We start from the raw sequence: 20173 nt of genomic DNA on the forward strand, positions 1-20173 counted from the left end.
AGAGATAAACTAAGACTTAAATCTGCTAACCAACCTGTATCCCAACAGAACACTTAAAATAACCAGCATTATACCCGGCACAAGAAAATCAGCTTTAACCATCATAAAATAATGTAAGAGCGCCAGAACTGATACGGGGTAGACAACTTTATGTAAACGCCCCCAGTTTTTCTTCAGACGTTTCATCATGCCTGCTGTAGACGTTACAGCCAGTGGCACTAATAATAAATAACAGATAAATCCAATACTAATAAATGGGCGCTTAATTATATCTTTAACTATATCCTGAACATTAAAAAACTGCTCAAACCAGATATAACCAAGAAAGTGCATACTTACGTAAAAGAATGCAAATAGCCCCATCATTCTGCGATAACGAATAAGCCAGACCTGATTAAACACTTTACGGGCCGGACTAATGAACAAACCTGTCAGTAAAAAATAAATACCCCAGTCACCCAGAGTGCGAATCATTTCTTCAACAGGATTGGGACCCAGATTATTATTTAAGGCATTCATCATTAATAGAGCGAATGGCATTAGACACAGGATAAAAACCAGAGGTTTTACAAAAAGTCTTAAGTCAAAATTCTTTAAACTGGAAAAAAACGATAATTCTGCATTCATACTATTTACTGTCACTTCCTTACACCAAACCCTCATTCTGTTTAGAATGGTTTTTAATCTTTTGACTTACGACTTACGACTAATATTTTAAAAATATTTCGTTAAGTCCATATCTTTATAAAGATGCGCAACCTGCTCGCCATAACCATTAAATAACCGGGTTTTCGTTTTTGGTTCCCAGAAATTTGAACCCAACGCACGTTCTGTCGCCTGACTCCATCGAGGATGATCTACATCTGGATTCACATTGGAATAAAAACCATACTCCTTAGGGCCGGTCACATTCCAGGTGCAGACAGGCTCATGTTCCATAAATTTAATTTTTACAATGGATTTAATATTTTTGAAACCATATTTCCAGGGCACAACCAGTCGAATTGGGGCGCCATTTTGATTAGGCATATCACGACCATAAATACCCGTTGCCATAAAACATAATGGATTCATAGCTTCGTCTATTCTTAAACCATCACGATATGGCCAGTCTAGAACCCTTCGTACCTGACCAGGCATTTGTTTCGGGTCATACAAGGTTTCAAATTGAACATATTTAGCTTTAGACGTTGGTTCAAATCGTTTCAACATATCCGCCAGTGAAAAGCCAACCCAGGGCACAGTCATAGACCAGGCTTCTACACATCTAAATCGATAAATGCGCTCTTCTACCTGTGCATGTTTTAAAATATCTTCTAAATGAAAAGTACCTGTTTTACTGGCTTCACCTTCAACAGTAATTGACCAGGGGTCTGTTTTAAAGTTGACTGCTTTCTTTGCCGGGTCTTTTTTACCCGTACCAAATTCATAATAATTATTATAAGTAGTCGCATCTTTAAACGAGGTGAGATTTTCACCTTTTCCATATGCAGTTTTTTTTAAACCGGGATAGTCATTTCCATAATCAGATGACTTTGCAGATGCGGGCAAACTTAAACCACCGGCCCATGCAGCACTAACCAGAATGCCCGATTTTTTAATAAAATCCCGGCGGTTTAGATAATCAGTTTCAGTGGTAATTTCAGACGATTTGATATCCTGCTTCGAAGCAGATTTAATAATTATACTCATGACACATCACTCTGGGGGGCATTCAATTTTCTGTAATGTACTGACTAGAGTATAGAGTAGAAGTTCAGATAAAAAATAGTCATATGTCAAAGCAGTGCACCTTAAGCACGTTACCTCTTTTAACTTAAGTTAATGACTTACGACTATCTCCTCTAAGACTGTGGTTTGTTCCAGACGCACTCATCCCCCAGCGCACCGAGCCTTTCCTGATGTTTCTCAAGTTCATCAACATTTGCTCTGATAACGTTAATCTGCGGGCGATTACTATCAACTCGTTTAATCGGACTCACATTAGCCTGAGAGGTAGCGCCATCTGCCCCACCACCCAAAGCCAGCATCTCCTGGCCACCGGTCATTCTCAGAAAAACTTCCGCTAGTAATTCAGCATCCAGTAATGCTCCGTGTAACTCACGGCGTGCATTATTTACGTCATAACGTTTACATAATATATCAAGATTATTTTTCTGCCCCGGGTGTTTCTTACGCGCCATCACCAGACTATCGGTTATACGGGCATGGTCACTGACTTTACCCCAGACCGGATCAAGCATTGCTAATTCATGGTCAAGAAAACCAACATCAAATGGTGCATTATGGATAACCAGTTCGGCTCCATTAATGAATTTTATAAAATCTTCGGCTACATCAACAAAACGAGGTTTATCAGCCAGAAATTCGGTGCTAATACCATGCACTTCAAATGCACCTTCATCACTTTCACGATCAGGCTGAATATATTGATGGTAAGTATTTTCGGTTATCTTGCGATTAATAATTTCTACACAACCAATTTCGATTATCCTATGCCCCTGTGATGGCTCTAAACCGGTGGTTTCTGTATCTAATACAATTTGTCTCATATCTCAAACAATCTCCTGTAGGTGCTCCTTCAGGTGCACAATCTGGAAGTAATATAAACTGAAATTACACGTACACCTAACAAGGAGCACCTACAGACCATCTACCCCTTTGTTAGCTAATTCGTCAGCTTTCTCATTACCCTCATGCCCCGAATGCCCCTTAACCCATTGCCAGTCAACCTGATGTTGGTTTCTTGCCTGATCAAGACGCTTCCACAGATCTACATTTTTAACCGGTTTTTTAGCAGCGGTTTTCCATCCTCTGGCTTTCCAGTTATCAATCCAGTCAGTGATGCCCTGCATCACATATTTAGAGTCGGTATATAACACCAGTTCACAAGGGCGGTTTAATGACTCAAGCCCCATAATAGCCGCCATTAACTCCATACGATTATTGGTTGTATTTTCTTCACCACCGCAGAGCTCTTTATCATGCTCACCAAATCGTAACCAGACACCCCAACCTCCCGGCCCCGGATTACCTCGACATGCACCATCTGTATATAATTTAACTTTTTCATTATTCATGCGGCATGATACTACCTGAAATGGTATTTAATTAAAGCTGAAAAAACGTTTTCACAGGGTTTTAATTGAGAAATAGTTCAAGCAAAAAGACGGGTAATGATTTACACTTTGTCTACTCGATTTTATATTGACCACATACATTAAAAAAAGAAGATAACTTGTTGAATTTAAAGAACCATCACGCGAAAAGCTATAATTTACATAAACTCATTACCACTATCATATTCAGTATTTTACTCTCTGGGTGCCTGACCACAGAATCTACACGCCCTGACAAACCTGAGCTAACAGCTGAACAGTCAGCTGAGAATGCACGCATTAATCAGTTAATGGCCCAGTCTTTTGCTGCTGCAGAACAGGAACTTGAGGATGAGTTTTTTGCTATTAATCCGGATGATTATGCCGAAGAATCCATAACTGATATCTGGCCCAGAGTACGTAATGGTTTTAACATTGCTGACACAACTAATAACCCAAGATTAATTGCAGAACTTAAATGGTATGCAAGACATCAGAAATATCTGGACCGGGTTGTAGAACGTGCAGAACCATTTTTGCATTATGTATTAAATGAAGCCGAGAAACGCAATTTACCCACCGAACTGGTTCTATTACCCATTGTTGAAAGTGCTTATCAAACATTCGCCTACTCTCATGGTAGAGCTTCAGGCATCTGGCAGTTTATTCCCTCAACAGGAAAAATTTACGGTTTAAAACAAAACTGGTGGTATGACGGTCGACGTGATGTATATGCATCAACTCAGGCTGCATTAAAATATTTAGAAGACCTGAACCGTGAATTTAAAGGTAACTGGTTACACGCATTAGCGGCATATAATTCAGGCTCAGGCACTGTACGTCGTGCCATTCGTAAGAATAAAAAACGTGGTAAACCAACCGATTTCTGGAATCTTAAGTTACCTAAAGAAACCCAGGCTTATGTACCCAAATTACTCGCCCTGAAACGCCTGATTAATAAACCGTCTGATTATGGTATTACCCTTAATTGCATTGATGATACTCCCTACTTTGAAGCTGTAGATATAACCGCTCAACTGGATCTGGCCATGGCAGCAGATATGGCTGAGATCGATTTAAACCGGTTATACCAACTCAACCCGGCTTTTAACCACTGGGCAACCGCACCTTACGGCCCTCATCGGTTATTAATTCCTGTTGATAATGCAGAAACGTTTAAGAGCAATCTTGCACAGATTCCAAAAGCAGAGCGTATCAAGTGGAAACGTCATAAAATAAAAGAAGGCCAGACATTAAGCCATATAGCTGATCGTTACTCCGTATCAGTTAGTAGCCTGAAACGACTTAACAATCTGGGTTCCAAAAGCCGTATCCGTGCAGGTAAACATCTGGTCATTCCGGTTTCCAGTCGTAAGCTGTCTGATTACAATCTAACCTCATATCAACGCAAGAAAACACTGCAAAATATTCGTCGAAAAGGCAATAAGATTACCCATATTGTGCAACGTGGAGATACTTTCTGGGATCTATCCAGAACATACAAAGTAAAGTCTCACAGTATCGCTCGCTGGAATGGCATGGCCATTCGTGACCCACTACGTGAAGGACAAAAACTGGTTATCTGGACTAAAGCACCTGTCAGTAAAACAGCAAGTCACGGTAGAAACACTATTCAGCGTATCTCCTACCGCGTACGTAATGGAGATTCACTCTACCTGATTGCACAAAAATTTAATGTCGGCATCAAAGACCTGAAACGCTGGAATAGCTTTACCAGCAAATACCTACAACCGGGGCAGAAAATTAAATTATATGTTGATGTAACTCGACAAACAGGTAATAGCTAAGCTGTACGAATCAGGATTTTACGGCTAAACTTTCACCATAGTATTTTTTACAGAATCACATAAGAAGCGATCTGGTGGTCATGACTTATCCTGATATGTCACGACATCAGATCCTTCTTTTCGTTCTGGATGAGCATTTTTAACAGATCACATCTGAACGACTATTTTAAGGATACAAATGAGCGAAGAAATTGACGTTGCCCTGTTGGCACGCTACCAGCCTCTAAATGCACTGAACCCTGAAAACCTTCAGGAGATTCTCAAGCAACTCAAACTGGAAAAACTGACTGCAGGCACAACCTTATTTAAAAAAGGCGATTCTGAAGCCGTTCAATATTATCTGGCAAAAGGTGAAGTAGATTTAATAGGTGATTCAGGTATTTTAAAAACCATTAAAAGCGGTACCACTGATGGTTTTAATGCGATTGCACATATATTACCCCGCACTATTACTGCCATTGCAAAAACCGATTGCACTATTTTCAAAATAGATGGCAACCTGATTGATGTCATGCTCACATGGGATCAGACAGGCAACTATCAGGTAACTGAATTTGGTGTCGGAAGCGGAGATGGTGACGATGACTGGATGAGCCGTATTTTACAGACAGAAGCTTTTCACCGTATCCCGCCAGCTAATATTCAGGCTATCTTCATGCGCATGGAGTCAGTGCCTGTAAAAGCAGGAGAAAAAATAGTCGATCAGGGTGAAGATGGTGATTACTTTTACATCATTAAGAAAGGCCGCGCCCTCGTTACCCGCTCAATGCCTGACCAACCTAAAGGCATTAAACTGGCAGAACTGAAAGATGGGGATACCTTTGGAGAAGAGGCACTTATTTCTTCTGCCAAAAGAAATGCAACTATCACTATGCTAACTGAAGGCCTGTTAAGCCGACTCTCCAAAAAAGATTTTCTTGAATTACTTAATGAACCACTGCTTAACTGGGTAGATTACGAAGAAGGCCAGAAACTGGTTGAAGATGGTGCTCAATGGCTGGATGTAAGACTACCCGCAGAACATCAGGCAAACGCCATAAAAGATGACTCTCATATTCCACTGATCTTTTTACGTATGAAAATGGACTCACTGGATAACAGTAAACATTATGTTGTGTATTGCGATACCGGACGACGCAGCTCAGCAGCCTCCTATTTATTAAATGAACGGGGTTTTACAACCTGTATTTTAAAAGACGGGATAAGTGCAGCACCAGAAGATAGACGAACAGCGGGTTAAAATTTACAGCGCTGTGCACCTGAAGGAGCACCTACAGACTTCTCATAATACTCGTTCCCACGCTCCTGCGTGGGAATGCATATATCACCATACAGTACATACATCTTCTAACACCCCTGTTTCTCCTGCATAATTGCGTGCACTAGAATAACGCCAATGCAAAACATCATCAACATAACCCCGCTTCACAGGATTTTGGTGTATATATTCAATTTTCTGTCGCATCATTTCTTCATTTTGAATCCATTCAGGGTGAACACCTTCCTGCCAGAACTGATATGCTCTATCACTCTTATATGCTTTTTTATAAAATGCCAATTGTTCAAGAATTTGACTGACTTTATTTTTATCAAGAAAATGAATTAACTCTTTTGCAGTAAAAGATTTAAATCGCGCTATATCTTTATCTATCGCAGTACTTTGCACAATCATATGCAAATGATTTTCAAGAATAACGAAAGCATATACTTTTAAACCTTCTTTCATTAAAAATCGTAATGCATCAAACAAAATATTTACTGTTGCAGGGCGAGTAAAAACAGGTATCCAATGTAGGACGGTTAGGGTTACAAAGTAAGTTTGATCTGGATATATAAATTTATAACGACTTCTTCCCATTTAGCATACTCCTTATGCATTCCCACGCAGGAGCGTGGGAACGAGATTTTTTTAAAGGACAGTATTAGCTCTCGGCACCAGAGAAATATGCACGATTAGACTCAGAATATCTCCCTTTTAATAAGTCCGTATATGACATTGTGCTTCCTTAGCATAATTATAATCTGTTAATTGCGCACCGGAAGGAGCACCTACAAACATTAATCGCCGCTAAACCCCGGAATTTTACTGTGATCCACCTCATCAATCTGATCGGGTGTTAAAAATTCACTGGCATACTCCATGTAAACTTTTTCACGTACGAAGACATCAAATATCTCAGGATCAATATGATTATCCAGCCGCATCTTACCCAGAATATCCAGGCACACGCTTAGTTTTTTACCGTCCTTATAAGGTCTGTCTCTTGCCGTCAGTGCTTCAAAAATATCCGCTATGCCCATCATTCTTGCGGGCCATGACATTTGATCGCGCGTTAATCCTTTAGGATAACCTTTACCATCCATTCGTTCATGGTGCCCACCCGCATACTCCGGCACATTTTCAAGATGTTTTGGAAACGGCAACTGATCAAGCATTTTTATGGTGACGACAATATGGTTATTAATGACCTGTCGTTCTTCGTTAGTTAAGGTGCCCTTGGCAATGGTTAAGTTCTGAATTTCATCTTCATTAAAAAAATTGCAACGCTCCTCTTCGCAATCATCAATTTTATACTTTGCTATTTCCCTTACACGCTCCTGTTTATCTTCAGCCATATATTCACCACCTACATTAGCGACTGATATAAACTCCTTATCATCATTAAGTTTTTCAATAAGCGCCTCATAGTCCCGCTCTGCATCCTTAAATGCCTGCTCATCTGCCGTCTCTCTTGCTGTCATCTGCTTTTCTAACATGCTGATTTTAGCGTCACGTTTTAACACTTCAAAACGTGCATTCACGGTATTAATTCGATCGTAAATAGTTTCTAACTTGGTTGATTTATCAATAACATACTCAGGTGTTGTTACTTTTCCACAGTCATGCAGCCAACCCGCGATCATTAATTCATAGCGGTCTTTCTCGGTCATTTTAAAATCTTTTAAAGCACCCGCATCGTCTTTATCACAGGCATCAGCAATCATCATAGTCAGCTCGGGAAGACGTTTGCAATGGCCACCTGTATAAGGTGATTTTTCATCAATTGCAGTTGCAATCAATTTTATAAATGCTTCGAACAGAGCTTTTTGTTCATCGATTAATTTTTTATTGGTCAGTGCAACTGCCGCCTGAGAAGCCAGCGACTCTGCTAACTTCTGATCTTCACTTGAAAAATCAACTACCACACCTGTATCAATAGATGTGGAATTAATAAGCTGTAATACACCTATGATATCTGCTTTGTGATTTTTCATCGGAATAGTTAACAAAGATTTTGTTCTATAACCGGTATTCTCATCAAACTTTCGTGTACCACTAAAATCAAAACCATCGGCATGATAAGCATCATGTATGTTAATGGTATTGTCATTTAACACCGCACTGGTTACGACCATTGATAAGTTATCATGGCCTTCAATATGTAGTGGTAAAGGAGGAAAATCGATTGACTGGCCAGTAGTGCCACCCATATGAATATCTAATGAATCAGTTGAAACAATTTCAAATACCAGCTCATCTTTATCATTAAGCGTATAAAGCGAACCACCATCTGCATTGGTTAATTTTTTTGCACCATCCAGTATTAACTCGAGAACTTTCTGACTGTTTTTTTCTGCTGATAAAGCAATTCCAATTTCATTTAATAATTCAATTTTGGATATCATTTTATCCATGTGTATGACTCCACATCATTCATATCGAATTTTAGAAATATACCATCCCTCGTTTTAACTCGGGATGGCAATAAAGCGATCTAATCGCTTATTAGAAATCACCCTCAGCAGCACGACTCATTATTTCATCAAGCGTGTTTTGTACAACAAGTGCTTCTTTTTTCAATGCCGGTGGGATAGGTGTTCCGCCAGAAATCATTAAATCCATATTCATGGCATACAGCCATAACTGACCCTGTTTGTCTTCTACGACCGATATACGACAGGGTAAAAACGCTGAAAAAGAATCATTATAATCAAGCATACTGGCAGCAGTCATAGCGTTGCATAATAAATAAATTTTCACATGTCGGTAAGGTTTACCTGACATCGCTTCTACCTGCTTCGAGAGAGGAAGCTCGCCCACATTTTTAATATTTAATTCATTCGCAATTGATAAAATTGACGTATCAAGATCTTCTGCCGTGATATCTTCTTCAACTTTTATTTTTATTACCATCGCATCAACAGCAGAACCCGATTCGATAAGTTTTTCCGCAAAACCGGCATAAGTGTCTACGGCTTTATCTTCGAATGTATCCAGTTTTTCCATTATGGGGAATATTTTAAGTGCCGCAACTACGACAAGTATTAAACTAGCCACACCAATGACTGCAAGTATATTTTTAATCATATTAATTATTAACCTTAAAGTTGTTAGTTTTTCTCATGTAAGGAAGTGCCTTACTTAGTAATACCACCTTTTGTTAATTTTTCAGGTGATAATATTTCTTCTAACTCGTCCCGTGATAAATCGGTCATTTGTTCTGCAACATCCAGAACCGCACGACCTTCGGCATAAGCCGTTTTTGCTATTTTTGCTCCTAACTCATAACCGATAACCGGATTGAGCGCGGTAACTATAATTGGGTTTTTACCTAATGCGGCATCGATATTCTGCTGATTTACGGTAAAACCTGTAATCGCTTTATCAGCCATTATACGGGCACCATTCGCCAGAATTTCAATACTTTGCAGTAGATTATAGGCGATAACCGGCAACATCACATTTAACTGGAAATTACCTGCCTGACCTGCAACAGTAATAGTAGCATCATTACCGATCACCTGAGCACATACCATTGCCATCGACTCGGGTATAACCGGATTGACCTTACCTGGCATAATACTACTGCCTGGCTGTAATGCAGGTAATGCAATTTCACCAATTCCAGCCAATGGGCCTGAGTTCATCCAGCGCAGATCATTCGATATTTTCATTAAACTCACAGCAATGGTCTTTAACTGGCCACTTAACTCAACCGCCGCATCCTGAGTGCTCAGCCCCTCAAACTTGTTAGGATTACTGGTGAAGGGATGCCCTGTCAGTTTACTCATCTGGCCTGCAAATTTATCTGCAAACTGCTCATGAGCATTAATGCCCGTGCCCACTGCCGTACCACCTTGCACCAACGCACTGATTCGGGGTAATGAAGACTGTAAACGTTCAATACCTAAACCCAGTTGAGCTGACCACCCTCCGAGCTCCTGGCCCATACTGACAGGCATCGCATCCATTAAATGTGTGCGCCCGGTTTTGATCACTTTAGCCAGTTCGGCTGCTCGTTTATCAACCGCATCTTTTAAATGCGTTAATGCTGGTATGAGTAACTCTGCTACCTGCAGGCTGGCACTCACATGAATAGCAGTGGGTATCACATCATTTGAACTTTGCCCCATATTCACATGATCATTTGGGTGTATTTTTAAATCAGTCGTACTCGCAAGGTGAGAAATTACCTCATTTGCATTCATATTGGTGCTGGTACCCGAGCCGGTCTGAAAAATATCAATAGGGAAATGCTCATCAACCTCTCCCCCACTCACTTTATTAGACGCTGCAATAATTGCGTCTGTCTGTGCCTGCTCCATTTCACCTAAATCACAGTTTACCTGAGCACAGGCTGCTTTTATCTGACCTAATGCACTGATAAATGCACGGGGCACAACCAGCCCACTAACCGGAAAGTTATTAATAGCTCGCTGTGTCTGGGCGCCATACAATGCATTTGCCGGTACTTCTAATTCACCCATACTGTCTTTTTCTATGCGAACTTCGCTCATTTATTTCTCCAATATATTCTTTTAAATACTCCCAACTGCCAGCTAAAGCCAACGCCTACAACGAATAATAATGTAGGCGTTAGCCATGATCATAATATGGGCTGACAATGGATTATCTATAAATAACTATTATTAGTACCTTTACAGGCCATCTCTAACTGTGAAAATGTTGTAGCACCTGTATAATTCAGTTAAATTTTTATAGGTGTAGCTTTATCTGCACATATCTTAGCCGAAAGAAGAATAAAACACATGTTACTAACAGAACTCACAGCAATATCTCCCGTTGATGGCCGTTATGGCAGCAAAACATCTGATTATCAGACCATTTTTAGTGAATATGGCCTGATTCGTCACCGCGTACAGGTAGAAGTTCGCTGGTTACAGGCACTGGCTAACGAAGTAGCTATTGCTGAAATTCCTATTTTGGGTGAGCATGCTAATAATTTACTCAATAATATAGTTGATAACTTCAGCGAAGAAGATGCCCAGCACATCAAAAATATCGAGCGCACGACTAACCATGATGTAAAAGCGGTTGAATACTTCCTTAAGGAAAAAATTACCGGTAACGCAGAACTTGAAGCTATTTCAGAATTTATTCATTTCGCCTGCACCTCGGAAGACATTAATAATCTGTCCCATGCTTTAATGTTAACTCAGGGTAGAAACCATGTGCTTTTAGAGCAAATGGATGAGGTTATTTCCACCATGAAAAATCTGGCACATGAGCTGGCTGAACAGCCTATGCTCTGCCGTACTCATGGCCAGCCTGCATCACCTTCTACTATGGGCAAGGAACTGGCGAATGTAGTTTATCGACTACAACGTCAGCGTGAACAGGTAGCGAGCATAAAAATACTGGGTAAAATCAACGGTGCTGTCGGTAACTACAATGCTCACCTGTCAGCTTATCCTGATCTGGACTGGGCTGACTTTGCACAAAGATTTATTGAATCACTGGGTATTACCTTCAACCCTTACACTATTCAAATCGAGCCCCATGATTACATGGCGGAACTGTTTGATGCCATTTCCCGTTTCAATACCATCCTGATCGATATCAGCCGTGATATCTGGGGTTATATTTCTATTGGTTATTTCAAACAGAAAACCATCGCAGGTGAAATTGGTTCTTCAACTATGCCCCATAAAGTTAACCCTATCGATTTTGAAAATGCCGAAGGTAACCTGGGTATCGCTAATGCTTTATTCAATCACCTGAGTATGAAACTACCTATTTCACGCTGGCAACGAGACTTGACTGACTCAACTGTATTACGCACATTAGGTGTTGGATTTGCTCACTCAAGTATTGCTTATCAATCTGCTTTACGCGGCATGAGCAAATTAGAGATAAACCCGGCTTCACTGGAAGCAGATCTGGACAGTAACTGGGAAGTACTAGCTGAACCGATTCAAACCGTTATGCGTAAATATGGCATTGAAGAGCCTTATGAAAAACTAAAAGAGCTTACCCGTGGAAAACGGGTTGATCAGCAAATCATGCAGGAATTTGTGCAAAATCTGGATATGCCCCAGGAAGCTAAAGACCTGTTAATGGATATGACCCCGATGAATTATATTGGTAATGCGGTGGAGCAAACAAATAAGATTTGATTTAACAATTAATTTGTAGGTGCGCCTTCAGGCGCACTGCCAATATTCAAACATTAATACCACATGTGCACCTAAAGGAGCACCTACAGAGTAGTTGCCAATATGAATGATCAACACAACCCACTTGGTAATCTCTCCCCCGAAGATTTCTTAAACGAATACTGGCAAAAGAAAACCCTGGTTATTCGTCAGGCCTTACCGAATTTTCAGTGCCCCATAACAGCAGAAGAGCTCGCTGGTCTTTCATGTGAAGAAGAAGTCAACTCACGAATAGTAATTGAGAAAGATGGAGATCACCCCTGGCAACCGATCTTTGGCCCTATGGATGATGACACCTACTCAAGCCTGCCCGAATCACACTGGACTCTGGTTTTAAATGATCTGGAAAAAGTTGTACCCGAACTAGCCTGGTTACCTGACCTGTTTCGTTTTATACCCGACTGGCGCCTAGATGATTTAATGTGTAGTTACGCAGCGGACCAGGGATCAGTAGGCCCCCACTTTGATTTATATGATGTATTTATTATTCAGGGCACAGGTAAACGTCGCTGGCAAATCAACACCGCTGAAGTTACCGAAGACAACCAGGTAAAAGATACCCCCCTACGTATACACAAAACATTTGAAGCCGAACAGGAATGGATACTTGAACCGGGTGACATGATTTACATACCGCCTAATGTTTCTCACCACGGTGTTTCTTTAGGAGAAAGCATCAGTTTTTCTGTCGGTTACCGTGCAGTAAGCCACGCTGATTTACTCAATGATTTTATCGCCCATATTACACAGGACCTGTCACCAAAACTAACTTATCAGGATGCAGACTTAGCATTACAGTCACACTCTTCAGAAATTACTGAAGATGCGATTAATCGAATTAAAAAAATATTTTCTGAATATTTAAAACCTGAACATAAAGAAATAGAGCGCTGGTTCGGGAAGTATATGAGTGACCCTAAGTCAGAACATACTAAAGCACCTGAAGAGTTGATTGAAACAATAGATAAACTTATTAACGAAATAGAAAATGGTGCTATATTAAGTCGTCATCCAGCAAGTCGTTTTGCCTTTATTATAAAAGACAAAGAATCCTGTTTATTTATAGATGGCCATGATTACGATGTGCCTAATAATTTTACGGTAAACCTCTGTGAAAATAGAAACATAGATATTGAGCTAATAGAATCGGCCAGCCCTTCAGAGAAACAGTTATTACTAGATTTATACAATGCAGGAAGCTTATACCTGGAAGAGCCTATTTAATGATCTTGTTCCCACGCTCCCGCGTGGTAACACATACCTCACCAACCGATTCATTTAAAACCAAATCCAGACTAAGTATGCACTCCTACGGAGGACCATGGGAACGAGAAAAACATTGTATGTGCACCTTCAGGTGCACATTGATAGCTAACACAAGGTACACCAATACTGCACCTTTCAACTAATTTATAAAAGCCTTTAACCATAAGGAGCACCTACAAATGAATTACAACATACAGGTTACCAGCTGGGAAAAAGATAAATCAGCCTTAAGCAAAATTCGCCAAAAGGTGTTCATTGAAGAACAAAATGTACCTGAAGAATTAGAATGGGATGACGACGATAAGAACTGCGTGCATGTGCTCGTTACTCACAACAACACTCCCATTGCGACAGGCCGTATAAAAATGGATGGCCATATCGGTCGCATAGCGGTATTAAAAAACTATAGAGACAAAGGCATTGGATCAGCTGTTTTAAAAGCACTTATCGATGTTTCTAAAACATTAAAAATAAAGTCGATTTACTTACACGCTCAAATCGGCGCTATCTCCTTCTACGAAAAACACGGTTTTAAAATAAGCTCTGAAGAATTTATGGATGCTGGCATTCCACATAAAACAATGAAGATGGATTTATAACGTGGCGGAATTTGACTTTACAAACTTTGAGCGAAAGGGAAATTACGAAAATAACATTCAGCTAAGTTCTGCTCTGGCAATATCAGAAGCTGTAATTAAAGCAACAGAAAACACCCTAAGAACTATAAAAATTTTTACACCTGATCTAGAAGCAGAAATCTATAATAACGATACGTTTAGAAAACAACTACTCTCCTTTACACAAGGTAACAGGCATGCACAAATCCAGATACTGGTTGATGATATAAGCACTGCATTACAAAGTGGCCATAAATTAATAGGATTAGCACAACAGTTATCGTCTATTGTCACAATTAAAGATACCCCTGCTGATTATCAGTGCGTAAAAATTTCTTTTATTTTATACGACCAATCAACCTTTATTTTTAAGCCCGATAACAAATCGCAAAAAGCCATTTTATCTAACTGCAAAAATAGAAATAATAAATTACATGATTTTTTTACCTTAGCCTGGGATCAAGCTGAGCAAAACAGTCACACAAGAAGGCTCAGCATATAAACTTTTTTAAAAATTTATACGAACTTTAAAACCATGAAATACGCGAGCAGCCCTGTTAATTTATTTACAAACAAAAGTTTAATAACTATTTTTTCTTGCGCCGCGCAAACCCGACTAACCCAACTAAACCTGAACCGAATAACCAAATAGCGGCAGGCACTGGAACAGCTGAAGGTGTGTAATCGGTCATAGTGACTGAAGTCATATCGAAGTTCATATTGAAGCCACTGAATGGGCCATTATCCATAGACGAACCTCCGATACCATCATCGCCAATGATTGAAGCACCATCTGTATCTAATGTAGAAGTCGCCACTGGAACAAGCCCCATGGGTAGGTCACCAATCATATTTTCTGTTGCACCCAGCGTACCAATACCTGAGACAGTATCACCTACCGTCATGCCACCTCCTAACGCACCGAATAAGCCTGATGCATCAAGCACAATTTCTAAAGCAATGTTTGTAGACTTCCAGTCAAAAAGCATGCTACCTATAACTAGTGAGCCTGGACCTCCTGCACCGTCGCCAACTGCTTGATACGCTATATCATGTATTAGCAATGGACCACTTGCGAAGAACTCAAATGGGGCAATCGTCCCTGTACCTGCTCCGGTTATTGTATCGAAACTCATCGTGCCAGAAATTTGTGTCCGTTTACCATAACTCCATGTGGTATCACCATAATATGGGTAAGAGGTATTTATAGATGGGTCACCGTTTGCGTTAACAAATGTCATTAAACCATCGAAACTGAAATCAATAATATCTGCTTGAGCAGGTGCCAAAATTGCACTCGTTAATATGCCGGCAATCGCGGTGTTTAATAATGTTTTTTTTGCGTTCATAATATTATTTTTCTTTATGTATTTTCATTTTAAATAACCGAACAACATGGCTATCGTAAGTTATTCCAAAACCGATAAAACCAAACTAAATCTTAATAATTTCTAAAAATTTTTTCTAATAAAACAAACAATCAGTGCTTATTATTTAAAGCGGTAATGAGAGGTGTTAAGTGCTTCTCATAATTTTTCCAGCGGGCGACTGATTTAGTGTGTAAAGGTTTATTAACCTGATCATAACTCGCTGTTCTTACAACCCGCTTGCTATCATGAAACTTAAGACAATTATCATCCCACTCTAACCCACAAAATTCGACCAATGATCGGCTCACTTTTTCCTGATCATTCACCAGTTCTTCATAGTTAAGTTCAAGTACTGGAATACTCAAAACCTTACGCCAATGAGACATTAACTTTCGGTAACTTTGATAATACGCACCCAGATTAGTGAGGTCATACGCATAAGAATGAACGGTTGAAAAATCTTGAAAATAAGTCGACAAGCAAGTATCTAGTGGGTCACGTATACAATGGATGACGCGTGCGCCGGGAAACAAACTTTCAATCAGACCCAAATACATAAAGTTACCAGGCAACTTATCAACCACTCGTTTGGCATCTAGGGATAAATGTGTAAGGTGATCTAAAAATGTTTTTGATAATTCATCTGTGTGCTTTTGAGTAAGTTGAGATAAACATTCGGGATACTCATCATTTGTTTCAAGGATACTGGGCAGCTCTTTACTCATCTGATAAATATTACCCAACTCACCAGCACCAAAAACATCCCCATGACTGGATAAAATTTGTTCTACCAAACTGGTACCTGAACGTACCATGCCTAGTACAAAGATTGGCCGCTCTGAATATATATTAGAGCGTGGTTGATTTTCCATAAACGCTTGACTGTGCACCGAGATAAGTCGATCTATTTCACGTGTGTGAGCTTCTGCATCAAAGCTCACTGGCTTTAGGTCATTACCCTGCTGGTAGTACAAAAAAGCATTATCATAGTCTTCGATATTGTCGTACAACAAGCCTAAATTAAAATTAAGGTTAATTTTATTTAGCACGCTTAATGTAGTGTCAGATAATAAAATTTTCTTCATTAATGCAATGGCTTGTTGCTGACAACCAAGATCTTTACTAATCATGGCAAATGCCAATGCGACATTTACCTGTTGAATGCCCTGTTCTAATAGTGGCGATAAAAGATCATAAGCTTTTTTGGGATTACCTAAATGTTTGGCTATATTTGCAGCTAATGCAATCGCATTTATATGACCTGAATCCAATTGCAAAGCACGATCACTGTAATGGTTTGCATCCTGCACCTTGCCTTGATTTAATAATATTGAAGCTAGTAAAAGATGTGTATCTAGCATATTTTCATCTAGCCGAATCGCTTCAAGACAACACTGTTCAGCTTTAGCAAATGCACCCTGTTGTGCCTGAAGCTGTGCAAGCATAACCCAACCAATGGGTAACTGAGGTTGTTGTTGCGTTATTTTCTGAAAGCTCTCTGCAGCTTGTTGTAATTTTCCTTGTTGAAGCAAAGCATTAGCAAACTTCATCTGTAACTCATTTAAAAGTTTTTTTGCTTCATTAAACTCTGGGTCTAATTCTACTGCTCGCTCTAAATTTTTAACGGCATTTTCTAGCTGGCCCTTGGCTTGTAATACATGTCCTATGTAAAAAAAGACATCAGCATACTCTGGATCAAGCGCTAACGCTTTTTGCAAAAAAAATTCGGCCCCAGATAAATCACCTGAATCTGCTTTAATGACTCCTAACATCATTGTTGCCTCAGGGTTATTAAGATCTAATGAACAAATTTTTTCATACAGTACTTTAGCACCTTGTAGGTCGCCGCCATTAAATAATGCAAATGCCTGGTCACCCAAAGCAGAGACAGTTTGTTCGGACATTATTTATTTCCACTAATTTTATGTAACAATTAATAATTTTATTTTGTATTTATTTCAGATAACAAGTCATTCATGACATCTTACTTAAGTAGCAAAGCGTTTCACCTACTAAGTCTTTATTTTTTGAAGTCAACTCAATGAGTTGACTTCAAAAAAATAAAACCTATGCTTTCTTGCGTTTGGCAAAGGTAAATAAACCAATCAAACCTGAACCAAATAACCAAACAGCAGCAGGCACAGGAACAGAACTGACTTGCATTGTCATTTCTACCGTCAAACCTTGATACGGACCAGATACCTGAAGTGAATTCCATGCCAATTCATAACTCCATTCATCAAGTGTTGTTACCGCAGCAATACCACCTATATTATATTCGCCTACATAACTTATGCTTGGATCAGAGTTCCAATTTGCAAACATAGAACTCATATCCGCTGTCATTGTATTCAAATCAATATATGGTGCATTCAACCCTGTCAGCCTGTCGATTTCACCATCTTTTCCAGATGGCGCAAAAAACGCAACAAGATCTTCATTTAAGTATTGAAAAGTCTCAACGCCTGCATAAGTTGCTGAACTATCAGTACTAAAAGCACTTGCACTACCATCGAAAACACCATCAGAAAATGAACCATTACCATTAAATAAAATCGGAGCCCCATTGGGACTTGAGCCTGACCCATCTATTACATGAAAAGTACCACCGAGAACATTCCATGTAGCAGCATATGTTATTGAAGAAAAAGCAGAAATCACGCATATTAAAATTATTTTAAACATTTTATTTTCCTTATTAAGTTTTATATTTCAATAATACAGACCTTTATAAGATAATAACTTTATATTGAACTGGCAGCCTGCATTCATTTTTTATCCTCCATAAACACAAAAAGAATACGCCTTTGATAAAACCAAAAACTATAGCAAGGACTGAAGCCATAGGATTTGTAAACACTAAAAAACTAGATCGTATGCAATGTGTGGCACACACCATTTATTTAAATTAATATTTAATAAAATTATGCACAACTAAACATCATACCCAAATGATTTTATATATGGTTCCAAAACACTTTCAACTTGTTTTATTTCTTCTGCATAGTTTTTCCAGCGCTGAACAGCACGAGAGTATATAGGTGATTTAACATCTGCAAAACTTGGTGTTGCTACATGTTTAGTGGCAACTTCTTTATAGTATTCCAGCATTTCAGATGACCACTCTTCACCAAGAAAGCTAACCATATTTTTAGTTATAGATTCCGAATCTTCAACTAGATCTTCATATTTATACTCAAATATTTCTATATTCAATACTTCTTTATATTGCAACCATAACTCCATTGTTTTTGCATAAAAATTTGCCGTGTCTTTCAAGGTTAAAAACTGAATCATTGCAGGATTCAATTGAAAGGCTTGCATAAAACAACTTAAACAAACATCTCGTGGATCTCGATATGCCATTATGATTTTTGCATCTGGAAATAATTGATTAATAAAACCCAGATCCACTATATTCAAGGGTAATTTATCAATAAACAAATGATCTCCACCCTCAAATCCACAAGCTGTTTTTAATTTATTGAAATACTCATTTCGAAGCTCAAAGATTTTATTTTCCGTATCATAATCCTGCATAAACTCAGGATAGGCTCTCGAACTTCCAATATTAGATTTTGCAAAATCAATCAAATAATTTAAACCAAATTCTTCACCAGAAGTTTCAATATTTGAATTTGATGACAATATCTGCTCAACTAAAGTTGTTCCCGAACGCGGGAATCCAACAAAAAACACCGGGTGTTTTCGACCTGTATATATATCATTAGATGAACCAATACTAACTGATGGAAACGCTGCTACGTTTTCAGGGGAATACCACATTTTATTATTATGAACTTTATTTAAATAATAAGACTTATCATAAGGTGCTTGTTTTGCTATTTGCTTTGATGCCTCATTACTCGCTAAAAACGCTCTATAAGCTTGATTATAATCACCTTTTAAATCCAGATTCAACCCAAGCTCCGATTGAATATTAATCATGACTGAAGGATGAATATTGGGGGAATTTAGAATTTTATTTAATCTTCCAATAGCTTTATCGTACTCTTTGTTTTTTCTATCAACTCTAGCTAGAACCAAGTTACCTGGCACATTATTAGGATTAAGTGAAAACGCTTTACTTGCTGCTTCATTCGCCTGCTCACTCTTACGCAAACGTTCATACAACAAAGCAACATTGCCATATACAAATTCATTAGCCACATTCATATCAATTATTTTTTCAAAATAATTGATAGCCTGAGCATCTTTACCCGTTGAGGCATAGATAGTTGCCAACCCATTATATGCCTCAACTAATGTATCATCTAATGAAAGCGCCTTTTCTAAATACGTTTCAGCTTTATCTATTTTATTAGTTCCAAGATAAACCTGACCCAAAGCCACACATGCCTGAGGGGTAACGCTTAATTCTAATGAATGTAATAGATCCGCCTCTGCTGCATCAAACTGTTGATACCTTGCTTTGACCAAACCAAATAAGTACCAGCATTGCGGATCATTAGGTGTTGTTTTTGTTAATTGATTTAGTAACGTCTTTGCTTCTTCATTTCTTCCTGTATTAAGCAAATTAAAGGCTTCTTGTATCATAATTTTTTATAAGTTCTTTG

General features: G+C 38.9%; 17 protein-coding genes and 1 pseudogene. 6 read left to right on the plus strand and 12 right to left on the minus strand.

The features are described 5' to 3' along the window. Positions 1–9: 9 nt before the first annotated feature. The 4 genes from DIZ80_01285 to DIZ80_01300 form a co-directional block, all read right to left on the minus strand. Positions 10–663 (minus strand): sulfoxide reductase heme-binding subunit YedZ, encoded by a 654-nt coding sequence (locus tag DIZ80_01285; protein RDH86131.1) that lies wholly within the window; start codon positions 661–663, stop codon positions 10–12. A 51-nt stretch (positions 664–714) separates the two neighbouring features. Further along, positions 715–1692, minus strand: a complete 978-nt coding sequence (locus DIZ80_01290) for a protein-methionine-sulfoxide reductase catalytic subunit MsrP (GenBank protein ID RDH86132.1) — start codon at positions 1690–1692, stop codon at positions 715–717. 152 nt (positions 1693–1844) lie between these two features. Further along, complete coding sequence (locus DIZ80_01295; GenBank protein ID RDH86133.1) at positions 1845–2552, minus strand: DNA polymerase III subunit epsilon; 708 nt, start codon at positions 2550–2552, stop codon at positions 1845–1847. Between the two features lie 90 nt (positions 2553–2642). Continuing rightward, a complete protein-coding gene (locus tag DIZ80_01300) occupies positions 2643–3080 on the minus strand; it encodes a ribonuclease HI (protein RDH86134.1) in 438 nt (145 codons plus the stop codon). A gap of 161 nt (positions 3081–3241) precedes the next feature. On the opposite strand from DIZ80_01300, the gene DIZ80_01305 reads away from it, so the two are divergent. After that, entirely contained in the window at positions 3242–4906 is a 1665-nt protein-coding gene (locus DIZ80_01305; protein RDH86135.1) for a lytic transglycosylase, read from the plus strand. A gap of 178 nt (positions 4907–5084) precedes the next feature. Beyond that, entirely contained in the window at positions 5085–6146 is a 1062-nt protein-coding gene (locus tag DIZ80_01310; GenBank protein RDH86136.1) for a hypothetical protein, read from the plus strand. 84 nt (positions 6147–6230) lie between these two features. Here the strand turns inward: DIZ80_01310 and DIZ80_01315 are convergent, their stop codons facing one another. From DIZ80_01315 to aspA, 4 genes are all read right to left on the minus strand, one after another. Further along, positions 6231–6764, minus strand: a complete 534-nt coding sequence (locus DIZ80_01315; GenBank protein ID RDH86137.1) for a transposase — start codon at positions 6762–6764, stop codon at positions 6231–6233. A 200-nt stretch (positions 6765–6964) separates the two neighbouring features. Further along, positions 6965–8572, minus strand: a complete 1608-nt coding sequence (locus DIZ80_01320; GenBank protein ID RDH86165.1) for a phosphohydrolase — start codon at positions 8570–8572, stop codon at positions 6965–6967. Positions 8573–8672: 100 nt separating this feature from the next. Beyond that, the gene (locus tag DIZ80_01325; GenBank protein RDH86138.1) at positions 8673–9254 is read right to left on the minus strand and encodes a hypothetical protein; all 582 of its coding nucleotides are present in this window, start codon (positions 9252–9254) and stop codon (positions 8673–8675) included. 50 nt (positions 9255–9304) lie between these two features. Beyond that, a complete protein-coding gene (gene aspA / locus DIZ80_01330; GenBank protein RDH86139.1) occupies positions 9305–10684 on the minus strand; it encodes an aspartate ammonia-lyase in 1380 nt (459 codons plus the stop codon). Positions 10685–10936: 252 nt separating this feature from the next. Here aspA and DIZ80_01335 point away from each other — a divergent pair, with 252 nt between their 5' ends. From DIZ80_01335 to DIZ80_01350, 4 genes are all read left to right on the plus strand, one after another. After that, positions 10937–12304: an adenylosuccinate lyase gene (locus DIZ80_01335; GenBank protein ID RDH86140.1), complete on the plus strand. Its 1368-nt coding sequence runs from the start codon at positions 10937–10939 to the stop codon at positions 12302–12304. 102 nt (positions 12305–12406) lie between these two features. Next, positions 12407–13567 (plus strand): hypothetical protein, encoded by a 1161-nt coding sequence (locus DIZ80_01340; GenBank protein RDH86141.1) that lies wholly within the window; start codon positions 12407–12409, stop codon positions 13565–13567. 221 nt (positions 13568–13788) lie between these two features. Then, entirely contained in the window at positions 13789–14208 is a 420-nt protein-coding gene (locus DIZ80_01345) for a GNAT family N-acetyltransferase (GenBank protein RDH86142.1), read from the plus strand. 1 nt (position 14209) lies between these two features. Further along, positions 14210–14728: a hypothetical protein gene (locus tag DIZ80_01350; GenBank protein RDH86143.1), complete on the plus strand. Its 519-nt coding sequence runs from the start codon at positions 14210–14212 to the stop codon at positions 14726–14728. 85 nt (positions 14729–14813) lie between these two features. Here DIZ80_01350 and DIZ80_01355 read toward each other — a convergent pair whose 3' ends face one another. The 4 genes and pseudogenes from DIZ80_01355 to DIZ80_01370 form a co-directional block, all read right to left on the minus strand. Further along, complete coding sequence (locus tag DIZ80_01355) at positions 14814–15575, minus strand: hypothetical protein (GenBank protein RDH86144.1); 762 nt, start codon at positions 15573–15575, stop codon at positions 14814–14816. 131 nt (positions 15576–15706) lie between these two features. Then, the gene (locus DIZ80_01360) at positions 15707–17500 is read right to left on the minus strand and encodes a hypothetical protein (protein RDH86145.1); all 1794 of its coding nucleotides are present in this window, start codon (positions 17498–17500) and stop codon (positions 15707–15709) included. A gap of 163 nt (positions 17501–17663) precedes the next feature. Then, a pseudogene (locus tag DIZ80_01365) lies at positions 17664–17750 on the minus strand (VPLPA-CTERM sorting domain-containing protein). A 780-nt stretch (positions 17751–18530) separates the two neighbouring features. Then, complete coding sequence (locus tag DIZ80_01370) at positions 18531–20153, minus strand: hypothetical protein (GenBank protein ID RDH86146.1); 1623 nt, start codon at positions 20151–20153, stop codon at positions 18531–18533. Between the last annotated feature and the right edge of the window lie 20 nt (positions 20154–20173).

The sequence above is a fragment of the endosymbiont of Galathealinum brachiosum genome, assembly GCA_003349885.1.
Classification (GTDB): Bacteria; Pseudomonadota; Gammaproteobacteria; order SZUA-229; family SZUA-229; genus SZUA-229.

Excerpts from the sequence above, each read along its gene's own strand:
- DIZ80_01360 (RDH86145.1), bottom strand. The coding sequence starts at position 17,500 with ATGTCCGAACAAACTGTCTCTGCTTTGGGTGACCAGGCATTTGCATTA.
- DIZ80_01345 (RDH86142.1), top strand. The coding sequence starts at position 13,789 with ATGAATTACAACATACAGGTTACCAGCTGGGAAAAAGATAAATCAGCC.
- DIZ80_01295 (RDH86133.1), bottom strand. The coding sequence starts at position 2,552 with ATGAGACAAATTGTATTAGATACAGAAACCACCGGTTTAGAGCCATCA.
- DIZ80_01300 (RDH86134.1), bottom strand. The coding sequence starts at position 3,080 with ATGAATAATGAAAAAGTTAAATTATATACAGATGGTGCATGTCGAGGT.
- DIZ80_01285 (RDH86131.1), bottom strand. The coding sequence starts at position 663 with ATGAGGGTTTGGTGTAAGGAAGTGACAGTAAATAGTATGAATGCAGAA.
- DIZ80_01355 (RDH86144.1), bottom strand. The coding sequence starts at position 15,575 with ATGAACGCAAAAAAAACATTATTAAACACCGCGATTGCCGGCATATTA.
- DIZ80_01320 (RDH86165.1), bottom strand. The coding sequence starts at position 8,572 with ATGATATCCAAAATTGAATTATTAAATGAAATTGGAATTGCTTTATCA.
- DIZ80_01335 (RDH86140.1), top strand. The coding sequence starts at position 10,937 with ATGTTACTAACAGAACTCACAGCAATATCTCCCGTTGATGGCCGTTAT.
- DIZ80_01340 (RDH86141.1), top strand. The coding sequence starts at position 12,407 with ATGAATGATCAACACAACCCACTTGGTAATCTCTCCCCCGAAGATTTC.
- DIZ80_01370 (RDH86146.1), bottom strand. The coding sequence starts at position 20,153 with ATGATACAAGAAGCCTTTAATTTGCTTAATACAGGAAGAAATGAAGAA.
- DIZ80_01310 (RDH86136.1), top strand. The coding sequence starts at position 5,085 with ATGAGCGAAGAAATTGACGTTGCCCTGTTGGCACGCTACCAGCCTCTA.
- DIZ80_01290 (RDH86132.1), bottom strand. The coding sequence starts at position 1,692 with ATGAGTATAATTATTAAATCTGCTTCGAAGCAGGATATCAAATCGTCT.
- aspA (RDH86139.1), bottom strand. The coding sequence starts at position 10,684 with ATGAGCGAAGTTCGCATAGAAAAAGACAGTATGGGTGAATTAGAAGTA.
- DIZ80_01325 (RDH86138.1), bottom strand. The coding sequence starts at position 9,254 with ATGATTAAAAATATACTTGCAGTCATTGGTGTGGCTAGTTTAATACTT.
- DIZ80_01315 (RDH86137.1), bottom strand. The coding sequence starts at position 6,764 with ATGGGAAGAAGTCGTTATAAATTTATATATCCAGATCAAACTTACTTT.